Origin of the sequence: Mycobacterium sp. (genome assembly GCF_040509115.1) — a bacterium.
In the GTDB taxonomy this organism is placed as follows: Bacteria; Actinomycetota; Actinomycetes; order Mycobacteriales; family Mycobacteriaceae; genus Mycobacterium.
Genome location: NZ_JBEVLO010000344.1, coordinates 34,198 through 51,883, shown reverse-complemented (window position 1 = coordinate 51,883; position 17,686 = coordinate 34,198). Strand labels below are relative to the sequence as shown.

General features: G+C 67.2%; 18 protein-coding genes. 8 read left to right on the top strand and 10 right to left on the bottom strand.

Features of this window, described 5'->3' with window-relative positions:
- Window positions 1-40: 40 nt before the first annotated feature.
- Window positions 41-1,588 (bottom strand): glycerol kinase GlpK, encoded by a 1,548-nt coding sequence (gene glpK, locus ABW137_RS24320; protein ID WP_526404015.1) that lies wholly within the window; start codon window positions 1,586-1,588, stop codon window positions 41-43.
- Between the two features lie 31 nt (window positions 1,589-1,619).
- Here glpK and ABW137_RS24315 point away from each other — a divergent pair, with 31 nt between their 5' ends.
- The 7 genes from ABW137_RS24315 (at window position 1,620) to ABW137_RS24285 (ending at window position 8,369) form a co-directional block, all read left to right on the top strand.
- Window positions 1,620-2,402, top strand: a complete 783-nt coding sequence (locus tag ABW137_RS24315; RefSeq protein ID WP_526404014.1) for a class I SAM-dependent methyltransferase — start codon at window positions 1,620-1,622, stop codon at window positions 2,400-2,402.
- Between the two features lie 22 nt (window positions 2,403-2,424).
- Entirely contained in the window at window positions 2,425-3,903 is a 1,479-nt protein-coding gene (locus ABW137_RS24310; protein ID WP_526404013.1) for a glutamate-cysteine ligase family protein, read from the top strand.
- Between the two features lie 202 nt (window positions 3,904-4,105).
- Window positions 4,106-4,825, top strand: coding sequence for a GPP34 family phosphoprotein (locus tag ABW137_RS24305; protein ID WP_526404012.1), 720 nt, complete (start codon window positions 4,106-4,108; stop codon window positions 4,823-4,825).
- A complete protein-coding gene (locus tag ABW137_RS24300; RefSeq protein ID WP_526404011.1) occupies window positions 4,728-5,321 on the top strand; it encodes a UCP032817 domain-containing protein in 594 nt (197 codons plus the stop codon). Before ABW137_RS24305 ends, ABW137_RS24300 begins: the two co-directional genes overlap by 98 nt.
- A 60-nt stretch (window positions 5,322-5,381) precedes the next feature.
- Window positions 5,382-6,047 carry a response regulator transcription factor gene (locus ABW137_RS24295; protein ID WP_526404010.1) on the top strand — a complete coding sequence of 222 codons (666 nt, stop codon included), beginning with the start codon at window positions 5,382-5,384 and terminating at the stop codon, window positions 6,045-6,047.
- A gap of 1 nt (window position 6,048) precedes the next feature.
- Complete coding sequence (locus ABW137_RS24290) at window positions 6,049-7,431, top strand: HAMP domain-containing sensor histidine kinase (protein ID WP_526404009.1); 1,383 nt, start codon at window positions 6,049-6,051, stop codon at window positions 7,429-7,431.
- Window positions 7,425-8,369, top strand: coding sequence for a TAXI family TRAP transporter solute-binding subunit (locus ABW137_RS24285; protein ID WP_526404008.1), 945 nt, complete (start codon window positions 7,425-7,427; stop codon window positions 8,367-8,369). Before ABW137_RS24290 ends, ABW137_RS24285 begins: the two co-directional genes overlap by 7 nt.
- Window positions 8,370-8,378: 9 nt before the next feature.
- On the opposite strand, the gene ABW137_RS24280 is transcribed toward ABW137_RS24285, so the two are convergent.
- From ABW137_RS24280 to mftA, 5 genes are all read right to left on the bottom strand, one after another.
- A complete protein-coding gene (locus tag ABW137_RS24280) occupies window positions 8,379-8,786 on the bottom strand; it encodes a cupin domain-containing protein (protein ID WP_526404007.1) in 408 nt (135 codons plus the stop codon).
- Window positions 8,787-8,948: 162 nt separating this feature from the next.
- Entirely contained in the window at window positions 8,949-10,127 is a 1,179-nt protein-coding gene (gene mftD / locus ABW137_RS24275) for a pre-mycofactocin synthase MftD (RefSeq protein ID WP_526404006.1), read from the bottom strand.
- Complete coding sequence (gene mftC, locus ABW137_RS24270) at window positions 10,120-11,313, bottom strand: mycofactocin radical SAM maturase (protein WP_526404005.1); 1,194 nt, start codon at window positions 11,311-11,313, stop codon at window positions 10,120-10,122. The genes mftD and mftC overlap by 8 nt, the downstream gene beginning before the upstream one ends.
- Window positions 11,310-11,570, bottom strand: a complete 261-nt coding sequence (gene mftB / locus ABW137_RS24265) for a mycofactocin biosynthesis chaperone MftB (RefSeq protein ID WP_526404019.1) — start codon at window positions 11,568-11,570, stop codon at window positions 11,310-11,312. Before mftB ends, mftC begins: the two co-directional genes overlap by 4 nt.
- A 2-nt stretch (window positions 11,571-11,572) precedes the next feature.
- A complete protein-coding gene (mftA, locus tag ABW137_RS24260) occupies window positions 11,573-11,911 on the bottom strand; it encodes a mycofactocin precursor MftA (RefSeq protein WP_526404004.1) in 339 nt (112 codons plus the stop codon).
- Here mftA and mftM point away from each other — a divergent pair.
- Window positions 11,858-12,694: a mycofactocin oligosaccharide methyltransferase MftM gene (gene mftM / locus ABW137_RS24255; protein WP_526404003.1), complete on the top strand. Its 837-nt coding sequence runs from the start codon at window positions 11,858-11,860 to the stop codon at window positions 12,692-12,694. The genes mftA and mftM overlap by 54 nt on opposite strands.
- 38 nt (window positions 12,695-12,732) lie before the next feature.
- On the opposite strand, the gene ABW137_RS24250 is transcribed toward mftM, so the two are convergent.
- The 4 genes from ABW137_RS24250 to ABW137_RS24235 all read right to left on the bottom strand — a co-directional run bounded on the left by ABW137_RS24250 (window position 12,733) and on the right by ABW137_RS24235 (window position 17,680).
- Window positions 12,733-13,374, bottom strand: a complete 642-nt coding sequence (locus tag ABW137_RS24250) for a MadR family response regulator transcription factor (RefSeq protein WP_526404002.1) — start codon at window positions 13,372-13,374, stop codon at window positions 12,733-12,735.
- Window positions 13,371-14,723 carry a MadS family sensor histidine kinase gene (locus ABW137_RS24245; RefSeq protein WP_526404001.1) on the bottom strand — a complete coding sequence of 451 codons (1,353 nt, stop codon included), beginning with the start codon at window positions 14,721-14,723 and terminating at the stop codon, window positions 13,371-13,373. Before ABW137_RS24245 ends, ABW137_RS24250 begins: the two co-directional genes overlap by 4 nt.
- Window positions 14,720-15,910, bottom strand: a complete 1,191-nt coding sequence (locus tag ABW137_RS24240; protein WP_526404018.1) for an iron-containing alcohol dehydrogenase — start codon at window positions 15,908-15,910, stop codon at window positions 14,720-14,722. Before ABW137_RS24240 ends, ABW137_RS24245 begins: the two co-directional genes overlap by 4 nt.
- Before the next feature lie 225 nt (window positions 15,911-16,135).
- Complete coding sequence (locus tag ABW137_RS24235) at window positions 16,136-17,680, bottom strand: VWA domain-containing protein (RefSeq protein WP_526404000.1); 1,545 nt, start codon at window positions 17,678-17,680, stop codon at window positions 16,136-16,138.
- Window positions 17,681-17,686 lie beyond the last annotated feature (6 nt).

The following is a 17,686-nucleotide window of genomic DNA, read 5'->3' as shown; positions in this document are numbered from 1 at the left end:
GCGCTCACCGCGGTGTTCTGTTCGGGTTCCACCACGCAGATCACTCGACGTCGACCCAGTCGAGCGTGCGCTGCACCGCCTTCTGCCAGCCTGCGTAGCCTGCGGACCGCTCGTCGTCGCTCCACGACGGCGTCCACCGCTTGCCCTCCTGCCAGTTGGCCCGCAGATCGTCCGGCCCGTCCCAGAAGCCTGCGGCGAGGCCCGCCGCGTAGGCCGCGCCGAGCGCGGTGGTCTCGGCCACGACGGGCTTGACCACGTCGACGCCGAGCACGTCGGACTGGATCTGCATGCACAGGTCGTTCGCGGTGATGCCCCCGTCGACCTTCAGAACCTCAAGGTGCACACCGGAATCCGCCTCCATGGCATCGACGACGTCGCGGCTCTGGTAGCAGATCGCCTCCAGCGTCGCGCGCGCCACGTGGGCGTTGGTGTTGAACCGCGACAGACCGACGATCGCGCCGCGGGCATCGGAGCGCCAGTACGGGGCGAACAGTCCGGAGAAGGCGGGCACGAAGTACACCCCGCCGTTGTCGTCCACCTGACGGGCCAGCGATTCGCTCTGCGACGCGCCGCTGATGATGCCGAGTTGATCGCGCAGCCACTGCACGGCCGAACCAGTCACGGCGATCGAACCCTCAAGGGCGTAAACGGGCTTCGCGTCCCCGAACTGGTAGCACACCGTCGTCAACAGCCCATTCTCCGAGCGGACGATCTTCTCACCGGTGTTGAGCAGCAGGAAGTTTCCCGTGCCGTAGGTGTTCTTTGCCTCGCCCGCGCTCAGACATACCTGCCCGACCATTGCGGCCTGCTGGTCGCCGAGGATGCCGGTGACGGCGACCTCGCCGCCCAGCGGTCCCTGCGCCAGCGTCGTCCCGTACGGCTCCGGCGACGACGACGGCACGATCCGCGGCAGCATCTGACGCGGGATCCCGAAGAACGACAACAGCTCGTCGTCCCAGTCCAACGTCTCGAGGTCCATCAGCATGGTCCGGCTGGCATTGGTGACGTCGGTGGCGTGCACACCGCCCCGCGAGCCACCCGTGAGGTTCCACAACACCCAACTGTCGGCCGTGCCGAAGATCGCGTCGCCCTTCTCCGCGGCCTCGCGCACCCCATCGACGTTGTCGAGGATCCACTGCACCTTGCCCGCCGAGAAGTACGTCGCGGGTGGCAGTCCGGCCTTCCGCCGTATGACGTCACCACGGCCGTCGCGATCCAGCGCGGAGGCAATTCGATCGGTGCGGGTGTCCTGCCAGACGATCGCGTTGTAGTAGGGCCTGCCGGTTCGCTTGTCCCACACCAGCGCCGTCTCGCGCTGGTTCGTGATGCCCAGCGCCACCAAATCGGATGACTCGAGCTTGGTCTTGTTCAGCGCCGACTGCAGTACCGACGCCGTGCGTTCGGTGATCTCCACCGGGTCGTGCTCGACCCACCCCGCCTTCGGCAGGATCTGCTGGTGTTCGAGCTGATGCCTGCCCACCTCGGCACCGTCGTGATCGAAGATCATGCACCGGGTGCTGGTGGTGCCCTGGTCGATGGCTGCGACGAAGTCGGCCACGCGTTGCTCCTTGTCATCTGGCGGGGTCATCTGGCGGGGTCATCTGGCGGGATCGTCCATCATGGACTACATGGCTTCAGCTCCTGACCGTATCGACCGCATGCCGCGCGGCGGGCCGAACGCGTCGTGTCTCGATCGCTTTCTGGAGACCAGCCGACTGGAGTACCTGGACCGCGACTCCGGCGGCGACCCCGTCAACGAAGCGCGCAGGCGCAGCGTGATCCGGGCGCTGGACCGCACCGGTGACCTGTTCGGCAACCACGAGCGGTTCGCCCACATCGCGCTCGACGTCGTCGCCGACGTGCCCGACCCGCGCATTCTGGAGCTCGGTGCGGGGCACGGAAAACTGTCCGCAAAGTTGGTCGAGATGCATCCGACGGCGCACGTGACGGTCACGGACGTCGACGAGCACTCCGTCGCCGCGATTGCCGCCGGTTTCGCCGCGGACCCCGGCAACGACCAGCGGGTGACCGTGCAACCGATGGACGCCACGGACATCGACGCCGACGACGGCGCATACGACCTCGCCGTCTTCGCCCTGTCGTTTCATCATCTGCCGCCGACGCTGGCCTCCCGCGTCATCGCCGAGGGCACTCGCGTCGCAGACAAGCTGTTGATCATCGATCTGCCACGGCCCCCGTCCCCGCTGCACCTGGTGCGGTTGGCGACGATGTTGCCGTTCGCACCGTTCGTTCCGTTCGTGCACGACGGTGTCATCAGCTCGCTGCGCTGTTACAGCCCCTCGGCTCTGCGCGCACTGGCGGCGCACGCCGATCCGGCCATTTCGGTCGAACTTCGGGGCGGTCTTGCGAGTCCGCAGGTCGTGGTGGCCTCACGTCGATAGGCTCATGCGGTGGGTACCCCCAATGGGTGATGACGTCACGCAGACCGAGTACAGCCGGGAACACCGGCTGCAGTACCGACGCAAGGTAGCGCTGTCCCTTGACGTCTTCGAGACGATGCTGCATCAGGCGAGCTTCGAGTTCGACCGCCCGCTGACCGGCATGGAGATCGAGTGCAACCTGGTCGACGCCGAGTATCAGCCGGCGATGACGAACCGGGAAGTGCTCGCCTCGATCGCCGATCCGGCCTATCAGACCGAATTGGGCGCCTACAACATCGAATTCAACGTGCCACCGCGCCCGTTGCCGGGCCACTCAGGCCTCGAGCTGGAGTCCGACGTGCGCGCCAGCCTCAACGCCGCCGAGACGAAGGCGAACGAACGCGGTGCGCACATCGTGATGATCGGCATCCTTCCGACGTTGATGCCGGAGCATCTGGCGGCGGGCTGGATGAGTGAGTCGACCCGGTATCAGGCACTCAACGACTCGATCTTCACCGCACGCGGCGAGGACATCATGATCGACATCGGCGGGCCCGAGCGCCTTAGCCTGCAGTCGGCGTCGATCGCACCCGAATCCGCTTGCACCAGCATGCAGTTGCACCTTCAGGTCTCGCCCGCCGAGTTCGCCCAGAATTGGAACGCGGCGCAGGTGCTGGCCGGCCCACAGCTGGCGCTGGGCGCCAATTCGCCGTTCTTCTTCGGCCATCAGCTGTGGGCGGAGACGCGCATCGAACTGTTCGCCCAGGCGACCGACACCCGACCCGACGAGCTGAAGACGCAGGGAGTGCGGCCGCGGGTGTGGTTCGGTGAGCGCTGGATCACCTCCATCTTCGACTTGTTCGAGGAGAACGTGCGGTACTTCCCGTCGCTGCTCCCGGAGATGTCCGACGAGGATCCCGTTGCCGAGTTGGCGGCGGGCCGCACCCCGACGCTGTCGGAACTGCGTCTGCACAACGGCACGATCTACCGGTGGAACCGCCCGGTATACGACGTGGTCGACGGTCGGCCCCATCTTCGGGTGGAGAACAGGGTGCTGCCCGCCGGACCGACGGTGGTGGACATGCTCGCCAATTCGGCTTTCTACTACGGCGCGCTGCGCGCGATCTCGGAAGACGACAGGCCGGTCTGGACGAAGCTGAGTTTCGCTGCGGCAGAAGCGAACTTCCTCAGCTCGGCGCGCCACGGCATGGAGGCGCGACTGTACTGGCCCGGTCTTGGCGACGTGACGCCGGACGAGTTGGTGCTTCGGGAGCTGCTGCCGCTGGCCCAGGAGGGCCTGCGGCGGTGGGGGGTTTCCGCGGAGGTGTCGGATAGATTCCTCGGCGTCATCGAAGGCCGTGCGAAGACCGGCCGCAACGGCGCCGTCTGGCAAGTCGAGACGGTGCGCGCCCTGCAGGAGCGGGGGCTGGCGCGGCCTCAGGCCCTCGCCGAGATGCTGCACCTGTACTGCGAGCGGATGCACGACAACGAACCGGTGCACACCTGGGACGGGCCGCAGTAAGGAAGCGTGGGCCGTCCGAGACCCAAGGCCGTCCGAGACCCAAGGCCACCTGACACCCAAGGCCGCCTGACACCCAAGGCCGCCCGAATCTGTGGATTGTGCGAGGAAACTCCCCGATCGGCCCCATTGCCCTTCCGTTGGCGAGGCGCACTCCTCACCATCACTGCATCGCGTGGCAGCGAATCGGTGAAGGAGGCGTCCGGTGTATCTACCAGATTCTCTACACGGCCAGCTCTACCTGCTGGCCTACGACCGCGACCGCCACCGCTTTGCCTTGGACGGACTGTGGTGGTTCGGCTACGCCCTGCGCGCCGCAATGCTCACCGACCTGTATCTGTCCGGATCCATTGCAGACGTGAAGGGCACGGTGTGCCCGGTGCGCGGTGTCCGCCAAGTCGATCCGGCCCTGCGCGCCGTGGCGTCGTCGGTCGATGCCGCTGAGCCCAAGACCTGGGCGTGGCTGACCGCCGCCGACGCCGAGCAGGCCCCCGCACTGGTCCGCGGCCAGCTCCAAGGCGACGGTTGGGTGCGCCCGCGACGGCGCCATGGGTTCGGCATCCCGGCTCGGCGGCGGCTCGACCTGGGCGACGAACACCTGGTCGAAGCGCTCGCCGAGGCCGTGGCGCGGTCGGTTCGTCACGCGATCGGCGGCCGTTCGACCGATCCACGGTTGTTGAATCTGGGCTTGCTCGCCGTTCTGACAGAGCTCCCAACGGTACTCAGCGACGAATACCGCGTCCGGCGCTCCGTCGTGCTCTCGGAACTGATTGCAACCGCCGCTCCCCCCATCTTGGGTCTGCAGCAGGCGATCGAGTCCACCGTCGATGTCACCAGGTCGAAGACCAGGGAAGGCGTCGTCTGGGCCTCGGTCGCGTCCATCGCGTGTGGCGGCTGTGGTGGTTGCGGTGGTTGCGGTGGTTAATGCCCGTCGACGCGTGGCTCGGGCGTCGGCGGCCGTGGCCGCGCTGGAGCTTCCTCCCGTCGTGTTCAGGACATGCCCCTGGCAGCCTCGGGATCTCATCGTGACGGGCCTGCGGCAATGGTTGCGGTGCTGCACGCCGGGACTGGGCCAAGGTGGGATGATCGGCATGCCATCGCGTGCCGTCGACGAGGCGTGGCACGGACTGATCCTTTGCACCGCAACGTATTCGACGTTTTGCGAAAGAGCGTACGGCACCTTCCTGCATCACCACCCCGCAGGGGGCACCCCACCGGGCGTCCGAGGGGCGACCGATTCCAGGGACGAGCAGTTCTTCCGCACCATCCGCGCCTGGTCGGTCGTCGCACGGCCCGGCGAAGCCTGTGTCCTATGGGATCTCGATCAACGCGTGGGTGTGGCGGAACCCTGGGGCGTCGATCTCGCCAGAGCCGCGACCATCAGGACGGCATCCGCGATGCTCGCAGGCGGGAAACGATGAAATCGCTCGATTTCGGCGAGATCGCCGCCGTCTCGGGCATCCGTTCCTAGCATCAGCCTGATGCGGGTGCTGGTGGTCGAGGACGACGAGGGGGTCGCGTCGGCGCTGACCGAACTCCTCGGGCAGACCGGCGCGGCGGTGGTCCAAGCCGCGCGCGGCACCGACGCGCTTCATCGCGTCAAGGGCTGCGATCTGGTGCTTTTGGACCTAGGCCTGCCGGACATGGATGGCTTGGACGTGCTGCGCACCCTGCGTCGCGCATCGGAGGTGCCGGTGATCATCATGACCGCCAGGGACAGCGACGGAGCCGTGGTACTCGGGCTGCGCGCCGGAGCTGACGACTATCTGGTGAAGCCCGTGCGAAAGGCCGTGCTGCTGGCGCGGATCGAGGCCGTCATGCGGCGGCTGCGGCGTCCCCAGGACCACGCCCCTGCCACGCCGGCCGTGGTCACCGCAGGGCCGGTGACCATCGACCGGGGGCGGCATCTCGTGACCCTGTCGGGAAACCCCTTGGAGCTCACCAGGACCGAGTTCCAAATCCTCGCCGTGCTGGCTGCCCGCCAGGGCGAAGCGGTCAGCCGCGAGGAACTCATGCTCGCGGTGTGGGGCACGGCGATGGTCGGCCGGTCGAGGTCGTTGGACTTCTTCATCGGGCAGATCAGGGCGAAGTTGTCGGGTGTACCAGTGCAGACCGTGCGGGGCTTCGGCTTTCGATTGAGCACCTGAGATGGGACCGCGTGTTCGGATCGTCCTTGTCGTCCTGACACTGCTGGTGGTCGCGGCGCTGGCAGTTCCCCTGGCACTGAGCCTCGCCGACAGCAGAACGACGGCGCTCGCCACCGAGCGCGGTCAACAGCTTTCGGCACTGTCGGACGCCGCCGCCGTTCCCGACGTTCCATTGCAGGCTCTGGTCGACCGCTATCACCTGGTCTACGGGGAGGGATTGCTCGTCGTCGACTCGGATGGGCGAACGCTGGCGTCGCGCGGGCTGAGCCTCTCCGATCCCGGCGTCGCAGCGATGGTCAACCATGCGTTGGTCGATACGGCGCCTCCTCGGTGGGGTCGAATTCTGCCGTGGCACCGAGGCCCTCTGCTGACCGCGTCGGGCATCCGCAACGACGGGGAGTTGATCGGCGCCGTGACCTTGGCTGCCGATACCTCCCGTGCAGCACACGATGTCGCGGACGGCTGGTGGTGGATTGGAGCCGGCTGTCTCGTCGTGCTCGTCGTCGCCGCGCTAGCGGGTCTCGCCCTGACGCGGTGGGTGTTGCACCCGCTCACGGGGCTGGAACGTGCCGTCGCCAACATGGCCGAGGGCATCGCGGGGCCACCCGCCGACGTGGTGGGGCCGCCGGAGCTTCGTCACTTCACGTCGGCGTTCAACACCATGGCGGACGCGGTACGTGCTTCGCTCGAACGGCAACGGCGTCTGGTCACCGATGCCTCACACCAATTGCGGAATCCGCTCGCCGCGGTGCGGTTGCGTGCCGATAGCCTCGAGGACTACGTGGCCGACGAGGGACGTCCCACCTACCGTTCGATGAGCGCGGAGCTCGATCGCTTCGAGAACCTGCTGCAGCAACTACTCCGCCTGGCTCGCGCGGAGCAGGTCAGCGGCAGCCGCCAGGTCGGCCTCTCGCCAGAGGTGGCCGAGTCGACGGATCTCGACGACGTCATTGCGCAGCGCCTCGCGTTCTGGCGGCCGGTTGCCGACCGACAGCACCAACGTCTGGAAAGCCATTGGGATCGACCGGGTTTGGCCGCGCAGATCGCACGTCATGACGTGGAGCAGCTGATCGACGTCGCTCTGGACAACGCGCTTCGCTACGCCGGGCCCGGCGCGACGATCACCGTGTCGGCCGCGGAGGCAGGCGAGACCATGCACCTGGTGGTCAGCGATGACGGTCCAGGGTTGCCCGACGAGGACCTCGCCATGGCCGCCACCCGCTTCTGGCGGGGTCATGACGACGCAGCAGGCACTGGTCTCGGGCTGGCCATCGCGGGCGAGATCACCTCGGGGCATGGCGGGACGATAGCCGTCCTGCGGTCCCCGGAGGGCGGGGTTCTGGTCCGTTATCGGCTGCCTGGCGCGAATGGGTCGACGTGTTGAACCGGCGCCCCGCTGAGATCAGCCGTCGCACCTTCCTTCTCGCGACGGCAGTCTTGTCGGTCGGCTGCGGCCGCAGTGACCCGCGCGGGCGCGTGAGGTTGGCCTCGGGGGATCCGGGCGGGCTGTACTTCGCGTTCGCGACGATCCTCTCCGAGCAGCTGCACCGGCGCTACCCGGACATCGTCGTCGACGTCCTTCCCACCGAGGGAAGCGTGGAGAACCTGGCGCGACTCCGGTCGGGAGACGCCGACTTCGGGCTGGCCCTTGCCGACGTCACCGAGAGGGACCGCGACACCGTCGACGACGGGTCGGCACCTTGGGCCGCGGCCAGGGTGTACGAAAACTACCTTCAGGTAGTCGTCCGTGATTCCGCTGCCGTGCAGCATCTTTCGGATCTGCGGGGCAGGCGGGTATCGATCGGACCTAGCGGGTCTGGCGGCGCGACGACAAGCGAGGTGCTGTTCACTGCGGCCGCCATCCGAGACCAGGTGGACATCGTCGGCTACCGCCTCGGGGACGGCCTGTCGGCACTGGCGGACGGTCGCCTCGACGCCATCGTCTGGTCCGGCGGGGTGCCGACCCCCGCCATCACCGACGTGGACGCTGTGACGCCGCTGCGAATGATCGACGTCCGCTCGCTGGCGGTGCCGATGAGTCGACTGGCCGGATACCCCTATGTCGTCCATCGGGTGCCGACGGGCCAGTACGTCCCACCGGAGATCCGCTCGCTCGGAGTGCCCAATCTGTTGCTGTGCCGTCGAGAGACCTCGGCCGAACTGGTCGGCGCAGTGGTGGACGTGCTGGCCACCGAGGCGCCGAACCTGGTCCCGCCCTATGTCCGTGGATTGCAGTACCTCGACGCTCCATCGATGATCCAAACCGGCCAGATCCCACTGCACCAAGGGGCCGTCGACGCATATCGCCGACTACACGGCTGACGGTCGGGGCTACTCGGCGACGTCGATCGGGTAGGGATGGTCCGGGTCCGATTCGTAACAGATCGCGAAGGGCTTGTTCGTGATGAACAGGAAGGTGACGTCGTTGTCCTCGGTGGCGCCATGTTCCATCCAGCCACCTTCGGGGAACCACACGTAGTTTCCGGGTCCGAACTCACCCTTGTGCGTCTTGAGCACCCCGTCGAGCACGTACATCCCGTGGCCATGCGTATGCGTGTGCCAGACGTTGGTGAAGCCAGCGGCGTAGCGCAGCATGAACACCTGCATGCCGGTGTCGGGGTCCGAGAACAACTCCTTGGCGGGGATCTCGGCACCGATCTGAGGTACCACGAAGGTGCCCCATGGCATGCGACTTGAGTCGGCGACAGTCAGTTCGATTTGATTCGACGGCGTCTTCATCGGCCCGATTCCTCTCTGTGCCTGCCGCGCCAGTCGCGGAAGACGTAGAGAACGTTAGGAATTCGGCATTTCCGATTGGTTTCCGTGGGATTACCTTCTCTTGTCGGCCGACCTACCTCGTCGTCACCTGGCGCGACGCGACGATGTGCCGCCATCGGGCGGTCATACGGCTCCGAGCGTGCGGGAGAAGCCGTCGGGAACGATCAAGTCGTCCGGGCCGAGGTCGTGCACCGAGGAATGCCCGAGTCCGAGCAATGCCGAGTCGATTCCACTGCGCATGATGTCGATTACGTTCTCCACCCCGGCCTGACCGCCCGCGGCCAGGCCCCACAGGTACGCCCGGCCCAGCATCACCGCGCGCGCACCGAGTGCCAGCGCCTTGACGGCGTCGCTGCCGCGGCGGATGCCGCCGTCGAGCACGATCTCCACGTCGTCCCCGACCGCCTCGGCGATGGCGGGCAGCGCCCGGATCGGTGCCGGCGTGCCGTCGAGGTTGTTTCCGCCGTGGTTGGACACCGAGATCGCCGTGACGCCGGCGTCCACCGCACGTTTGGCGTCGTCGACCCGCATGACGCCCTTGAGCATGAATGGGCCGCCCCACTGCTCGCGCAGCCAGGCGATGTCGGCGAAGGTGGGTAGCGGCGTCTGCATCCACTCGCCATAGGCGCCGAAGAACGTCGGCGCCGGGCCGCCGTCCTGGGTCAGGTTCGGCGCGGTGAGGTCGGGCACCCGTCGGGTCTTGGCGAAGTCGATCAGCCAGCGCGGCCGGGTGATGCCCTCGGGTGCGAAGCGCAGCATCGCCCGCAGGTCCATCTTCTCCGGGATCGCGGGGCTGCCCCAGTCCCGACCACTGGAGAAGGACCAGTCCGACGTCACGATGAGACCGACGGCGCCTGCGGCCCTTGCCCTTTCCATCCTCTCCACCAGCTTGTCCCGTCCGCCCGTCCAATACATCTGGAAGAAGGTCTGCGGGTTGGCGGCGACGACCTCCTCGACCGGTTTGCTGGCGAACGAGGACAGGCCGATCGCGGTACCCCGCGCGGCGGCGGCGCGCGCGACGGCGACTTCGCCGTCGGGGTGGACGGCCTGCACGCCGGTCGGCGAAATGAAGACCGGAAGCGAGATCGACTGTCCCATGATGGTCGTCGACATCTCGCGCTTGTCGGACAGGCCTGCGACGTGCGGCGCGAAGCCCAGCTCACCAAACGCCGCGGTGTTGTCGTTGACGGTGATGCCCCGTTCGGACCCCGCCACCAGCGCGCTGTACACGCTCTTCGGCAGGCGCTTGGCGGCGCGCCGCTGCGCCTCGGCAACCGTCTCGAACCATCCGGTCTTAGCCACTACGGCCCCCTAACGTCAATTCACTCACCGGGTTCTCGTCGCACGCCCGCCTCGGGGGGCGGCTGGCTCCATTCAGAATGGTCAGGGGGATCGCCCGGGAGTGGTCGACGGACGACTTGGGCACCGAGCGTTCGGCCGCCAGTGCCGCTTCGCCGTAGCCCTGGACGCATTCGGGGTCGGGCCCGTCGAGCGGCAGGCCGGTGAAGAACTTGGCGGCCATGCAGCCGCCACGGCACGTGTCGAAGAACGTGCACTTGGCACATGCGCCGCCGGTCGTGGGAGACCGCAGCTCGCGGAAGAGCTCGGACTCGCCCCAGACGGTGCTGAATCCGCCGTCCCTGAGGATGTTTCCCGCGAGGAACGACTCGTGGATGGCGAAGGGGCAGGCGTAGACGTCGCCGATCGGATCGATCAGACAGACCACGCGACCGGCTCCGCACAGATTGAGGCCGGGGAGGGCCTTGCCAAAGGCGGAGAGATGGAAGAACGAGTCACCGGTGAGGACGCCGTCGCCATTCGCGACCAGCCAGTCGTAGAGCACGCGCTGCTGGGCAGGCTGGGGGTGCAGGTCGTCCCAGACGTCGGCGCCGCGACCGGACGGCCGAAGCCGGGTGATCCGCAACGTCGCGCCGTACTGGTCGGCCAGCGCCTTGAACTCGTCGAGCTGGTCGACGTTGTGCCGCGTCATCACGACCGAGATCTTGGCGTCCTGGAAACCCGCCGCCGACAGGTTCTCCAGTGCCCGTACCGCCATCGCGAACGAGCCCGGGCCACGCACGGCGTCGTTGACCTCGGCTGTAGCGCCATCCAACGAGATCTGCACGTCGACGTAATCGCTCGCCGCCAGCTTCTCGGCCACCTCGGGCGTGATCCGCACCCCGTTGGTGGAGAACTTCACCCCCACGTGGTGCTCGGTGGCGTAGTCGACCAACTCCCAGAAGTCCGACCGCACCGTCGGCTCGCCGCCACCGATGTTGACGTAGAACACCTGCATGCGCTCGAGCTCGTCGATGACGTCCTTGCACTGCTGGGTCGACAGCTCACGCGGATCGCGCTTACCCGACGACGACAGGCAGTGCACACAGGACAGGTTGCACGCATAGGTCAGTTCCCACGTCAGGCAAATCGGCGCGTCCAGGCCGTGCTCGAACTGATCGATGAGTCTTCCCGGCAGGACGGCGGTCATGACGCCCGCACCAGCATGTGCGAGTCGGCAAGCACGCCAAGGGCCTTGGGGTACTGACCGTCGTCGTCGACCCCGGCGGCGCGCAATGCCTCCCGGGCGGTGGCGTGTTCGGGCAGCGCCCGAACGACGTCGACCACCGTTCGGTTCTTGAGGAACGACAACTTCCTAGTGCCGAAGTGGTAGAGCAGCGCACCGAAGGGTTCGGGGCGCAACGCCACCTGCGGGTGAAGGCACCAGCGCGCGTCGAGGTCGAACATGGTCAGTAAACCCCGCACATGCCGTCGATCGAGACTTCCTCGACCAGCGACTCGGTGACGAGTTCCTCTGTGGTCGTGTCGATTTCGTTGTGGTCCATGACTGGATCCTCCAGAGTCGTCGTGACGTACCTCACCACGCTATGGCACCGAGTGCACCAAGAACACTCACCGAACGGGCAGTCACCTACCCACCCGGGCGGGTCGGCAATCGCGCCCTTTCGGAGCTCGTGCCAACACCGATGGTGGGAATACCTTTCACAGAACACTTTCCGAGAAGGGGGACGGCCGTGACCAGCACGCTCGCGTCGGGAGTTCGCGTCACCCGTCGGGTCGGCCCGCATCGTGCGCACGATCGTCGAAACACATTCTGCACCAGTCGATTCTGCGCTGTCCGGCTCGACGGCGTCCTCGAGGTCGAGCACGACTTCTCGGCCACCGAGGTCTCCGACGAGATCGCCGACCTGCTGGCGAGCGAGCTCGACGACCGCGGCGTGCTGCGGGGACAGGACGAGTTCGAGCAGGTATTCGTTGGGATCGTGGCGTCCACGGAAGATGGCTACTCGCCGGAGTGGCTGCAGTTCTACCGAAACTCGCTCGACCGCCTGGAGCGCGGACAGGCATCGTTCGCGCCCGTGCACGAGCACGCCGAGGCGTTGCTGGTGGGTTCGCGCGTAGTCGACCTTGGCTCCTGCTTCGGCTTCTTTCCGCTTCGGATCGCCAAGCGTGGATTCGACGTCTTGGCAACGGATTTGAGTCGACCGACGATGGACCTGCTGGCGGACATCGCCCCGCTGCTGCACCGCTCGGTACGCACGGCATCGTGCGATGCTGCAGACGTTCCGCTGCCCGACGACGCCGCGGACACCGTCACGGCCCTACACCTTCTCGAGCACCTGCCGCCCGCGGCCGCGGACGCCGTCATCGCCGAGGCGCTACGCGTGGCCCACCGCCGCGTCGTGATCGCCGTCCCCTACGAAGAAGAGCCCCGCGCGTGCTACGGGCACATCGCCAGGTACGACACGGATGCGCTGCGCGAAATGGCAGGCCGGCTATGCGCGCAGCACCCAGGTCTGCGCGCCGACGTTCACGAATTTCACGGCGGGTGGCTGATTCTCGACCAGTGACGCAACGCATCCCCTGAATCCGCGGCAAGGAGCAAGACCTAGATCAGACCGCGCTTGCTCGCCGCGTAGACCGCCTCGGCGCGACGAGTCGCGTCCAGCTTGCGCATGATGTTGCTGACGTGAAACTTGGCCGTGGTCGCGGAGATGAAGAGTTCCTCGCCGATCTTGCTGTTGGACATTCCCGCCGCGAGTAGACGCAGCACCTCGACCTCGCGATCGGTCAGCTGCTGGCGCGGCTCACCCCGTCCAGACATCGCCCGCACCACGGCACCGGCGCTGCGCGAGTCGAACGCGCTCTGTCCCCTCGAGATCGCCCGAATGGCCCTCACCAGTTCGGTGGTGTCCACGTCCTTGACCACGTAGCCGAGCGCGCCGGAGTGCATCGCGCGCACCACCAGGTCCTCATCGAGGAACGTCGTCAACACCAGCAGCCCGAGTCCAGGGTGAGCGTGAGAGAGTTTGTTGCACAACGCCAATCCCTCGAAGTCCGATCCCGCGGACAGCTTCAGGTCCAGCAACACCACGTCGGGCGTGGTGGCGGCCACCACCGCGACGGCTTCGGCCTCCGAGGCTGCCTCACCGACGATCTCCAGATCGGTCTCACGCTCCAGTACGGCGCGCAGCCCCTGCCGGAGGATGGCGTGGTCGTCGACGAGCACTAGCCTGATCGATGGGTTCACGTGACCGGCCGTTCCGTTAGGCGGGGGATCCTCGCGACCACCCGGACTCCCCCGAGACGGGAGCGCTGTACCTCGAAGGTCCCGCCGTGCTCGGCGGCACGGGCACGCATGTTGGCCAGTCCCCGATGATGGCCGTCGACGTCGGTAGCCTCGGTGAGCCGCAACATCAGCCGCATCTTGTCCGGCTCGCCGGTACCGTCGTCGGCGATGGAAAGCGTGACCGCCGTGGCGTGATAGGCGAGATGGATCTCCGCCTTGGCGGCATTGCCGTGCATCGCCGTGTTGAACAGGGCCTCGCCTGCTATGCGCAGCAGGGCGTGCTCGACGTCGCCGGGCAGTTCGGCGGCGGCACCCGTTACCCGCAGCACCACCCTCAGATCTTCCGGCATGTGCACCGTGGCGAGTTGCTCCAGCATCTCCGACAGACTCGACCGGTGGTCGTCGTCGGGATGGTTCAGCGCATAGATCGCGGACCGCAACTGCTCCACTGCCGACCGGCTGAGGTCCTTCGCAAGGTCCAGCCTGCCGATGAGTTCCTCTGCGGAGGGGTGTGATTCGACCTCCCTGCGGCATACCTCGATCTGCATCCCCGCCGACAGCACCGTCTGCGCGACACTGTCGTGCAGTTCGCGTGCGATGCGGTGCCGTTCGGAGTCCAGCACCTGATGCCGTTGCGCCGCGCCGAGTTCACGCTGAGTGGCCAGCAGCTCGGCGTTGCGCGCCTCGGACTGCGCCAACAGCGTCAACGACTTCGAGAACAACGCGCAGTTCTGCAACGCCACGGCCGTCTGGCTGGCCAGAATCCGCATGACGACTTCATCGGAACCGTCGAGGGCGCGGCTGCGCGGTGTCCACGCCGCGAACGCCCCGATCACGTCGCCGTCGAGTTCGATCGGTACGTGGGCATGCTGGCGCTCGATCACCGGAAGCCGGAACTGGGCGAGTTGCCCCCGCAGAATGTCGTTGAGCCTGTTGAGGACGACGTCGGGGAGGTGCGGACCGGGATCCACCGCGCCGGAAAGACCCTCGAAGGCGTACGCGATGCCCGCCGAGTCCAGGATCAGGTGTCGCGGGCTGGCTTCCGGCAGGGCGCCGTCGGCCAGGGCGATCAGCACCCATTCGGCATCCAGATGGGTCCTCGCGGCCTCGGCGACCGCGCGGACGAGGTTCTCAGGGCCCTCGATGGTCTGAACCAGCGCGCGCGAGATGGTGTCGAACGCTGCGACGACTCGATCCAATCGCTGTGCGGCGACCCGCAGTTCGGGGTAGAAGGTGCCCTTGCTGGAGCGCAGCCCGGTGAGGCGCTCGAGGTCGGGAGGACCGCCGTGACGGTCGCGCGCGACGGTCACATCGCTGCCTGGAACAGCGCCTGGATCTGCGCCTCGTCGGCCTGCCGCGGATTCGTCGTCATGCAGGCGTCCTGCAAGGCGTTGCGAGTCAGAATCGGTAGATCGTCGGGGCTGACGCCGAGCTGCGCGAGACCCCGCGGGACGCCCACCCGGACGGCGAGTTGTTCGATCCGGTCGGCGAGCGCCAGCGCAGCTTCGGCGGCCGGGGTGCGCGGATCGATGATTCCAAGCGATGTCGCAATCACCTTGTAGGGCTGCGGATCTGCCTCGGCGTTGAATCGGATGACGTGGGGAAGGAGCACACCGTTGATGACGCCGTGCGGTAGGTCCAGTAGCCCCCCCACTTGATGGCTCATCGCGTGGGCCGCCCCGAGAATCGCGTTGGTGAACGCCAACCCGGCCTCAAGAGCGGCCTGCGCCATCAGGATTCGCGCCGTCATGTCGGCCGGTCGCTCCATCGTGCAGGCCAAGTTGTCGATCACCATCTGCACGGCACGCAGCGCGTGGTGGTCGGTGAGCTGATTGTGGCCCAGCGATACGAAGGCCTCGATGCCGTGCGTCAACGCGTCGAGACCGGTGGCGGCGTTGAGCCAGGCCGGCATCGTCGTCAGCAGCCGCGGATCGATCACGGTGATGTCCGGCACCAGCGCACGACCCAGGATGGTGATCTTCGTGTTGCGCGTGGTGTCGGTGACGATGCAGAACTGGGAGACGTCGGCACCCGTTCCCGACGTCGACGGCACGACCACTAGGGGTGGGATCGGCATCGGCGCCTTGTCAACACCCTCGTAATCGAGGATGTTGCCGCCGTTTGCGGCGAGGATCGCCACGCCCTTCGCAGCGTCGATCACCGAACCGCCGCCCACCGCCACCAAGACGTCACAGCCGCGGGCCCGGTACGCCTCGTACCCTGCGGCGATCTCGTGGTCCTTGGGGTTGGGCGTGAGGTCGCTCCACGGGTGGCACTGCACCCCTTGTTCAGTCAGGTGCCCGATCATCTCGTCGGCCCACCCCGCCGCAATCAGACCGGAATCCGTCACGAGCATCGGCCGCAGCGCGCCGAGCCTGACGGCGGCGTGAGCGGCCTCCACCATCGAGTCGAGGCCGAAGACGATCTCCGGGGCGTGAAACTTCAGCACGCGACCGGGCGCGAAAGCGGCGGCCTCGCGCTGATACTCGGGGGACAACCCCGGAGCAGCCGCCGGGTACCGCGCCCGTTCGGAATCCAGCTTCGCCACAGTCCTGCCTCGGATACCGTGCGTCGGGCACACCGATTGTGACCCAGACGACACCTCGGGATCTACACTACGACCTCCCCCTTGCTGGGCCAACCGAGGCGGTGTGGCGCTCATCGCGACACACTCCTCTTCGCGCAAGCGCTCATCGCGACACACTCCTCTTCGCGCAAGCGCTCATCGCGACACCGCGGAGGTCGCGAACTCGTGCGCCGCCCGCTCCAATCCGCTGAGATCCCGCACCACCCTGACCCTGCTGCAGTACTCGGCGTAGGCGGGCAGGTCGCAGCTGCCCAGACCCCACGAGTAGCGCGGCTCCGGGGTCAGCCACACCGTTTCCCGCGCCCGCCGGGTGATCTCCTCGAACGCAGCGAGATTGGCGTCGTTGGCGTTGTTGCGGCCGTCGCCGAGGACGACGAGCGTGGTGCGGCGGGTCACCGCCGAGGAATGTTCGGCCAGGAACTCGCCGAACACGCTGCCGTAGTCGGAGTTCGCGTCGACGTCCACCACGTCACCGCCGAAGATCAGTCCGAGCGCGCGTTCACTGGGATGGTCGCGGAACAACTCGGTGGTCTCGGCGACGTCGGCGACGAAGGCGAACGAGCGCACCTGGGTGAACAGGTCCTGCAGGCCGTGCACCAGGTTGAGGGTGAACCGCGACGTGGCCCGCACCGACAGGCTGACGTCGGCCAGGATCACCAGCCGCGGCCGGTCCTCGGCGCGACGCACCGTCACCGGCACGAACGGGATGCCGTCGAAGCGCATGTTGCGCCGCATGGTCTGACCGGAGTCGACGCGGCCCCGCGCAGCCGTGCGACGACGGTGGGTCAGGGCGCCGTGCAAGGTGCGCGCCAACCGACGCAGGGACTCCTCGAGCTCGGCGCGTTCGTTCTCGCCGATCCGGTCCACTTTCGCCTCGCGCTGCTCGCGCGTCTCGACGATCTTGTTCTCCAACGCCAGCAGCGCCTCGAGGTGGCGTTTGAGCGCCTCCGGCAGGTTCTCCAGAACGCCGGTCAGGCGCTTGCGCAATGCGGCGGCGTCAGCCTCGTCGCCATCGCCCTCGAGGTCCTCGAGGTCCTCGAGTTCGTTGAGCCAGCCCAGCAGGGCGTCCTGCTCGGCGATCGTGAGCGACGCGTCGGCGTGGGCGGCTTGACCGGAGGCAGAAGCGAGGGTTCCCGGTGGGCCTGCTCCGTGGAGGCGGTCGGCGGAGAGTTCGACGCGGTACTTGTTGTCGTCGAGTCCGGTGCTCTCCTTGGAGAAGACGATCTGGTCGGTCAGTGCGGCCAGGTCGATCTTGTTGGCCTCCTGGTGCAGGTTGTACTGCTGGGCCAGGTCCTCCTGCTTGAAGTAGTCCTTGATGCTGGTGGGCTTGCCGTGTTCGTGGCCCTCGTCGGGCTTGTCGCTCGGCTCCTCGGAGAGCGTGAACGACTCCAGTTCGCCGGTGTCGACCAGCTCGTCGTGCGCGTGACCATGGCCCGCCTCGGCTCCGTCTCCACTACCCACGCGCACCAGCGAGAAGAACGCGTCGAAGATCTCGTCGAACATGGGCTCGTCGCGCTGGTCCTTGACCAGTGCCACGCGCAATGCGGTGCGCAGGACAGCCCGGGAGGAGAGCACACCGGGCTGCCCAGCGCACCGCATTGCGTCGAGGGCCTCGGGAATGGAGACACGCAGCCCCCCGAGACGCAGGAGCCGCACGAAACGGTGCAGGGTCGCTTCCATGATGAG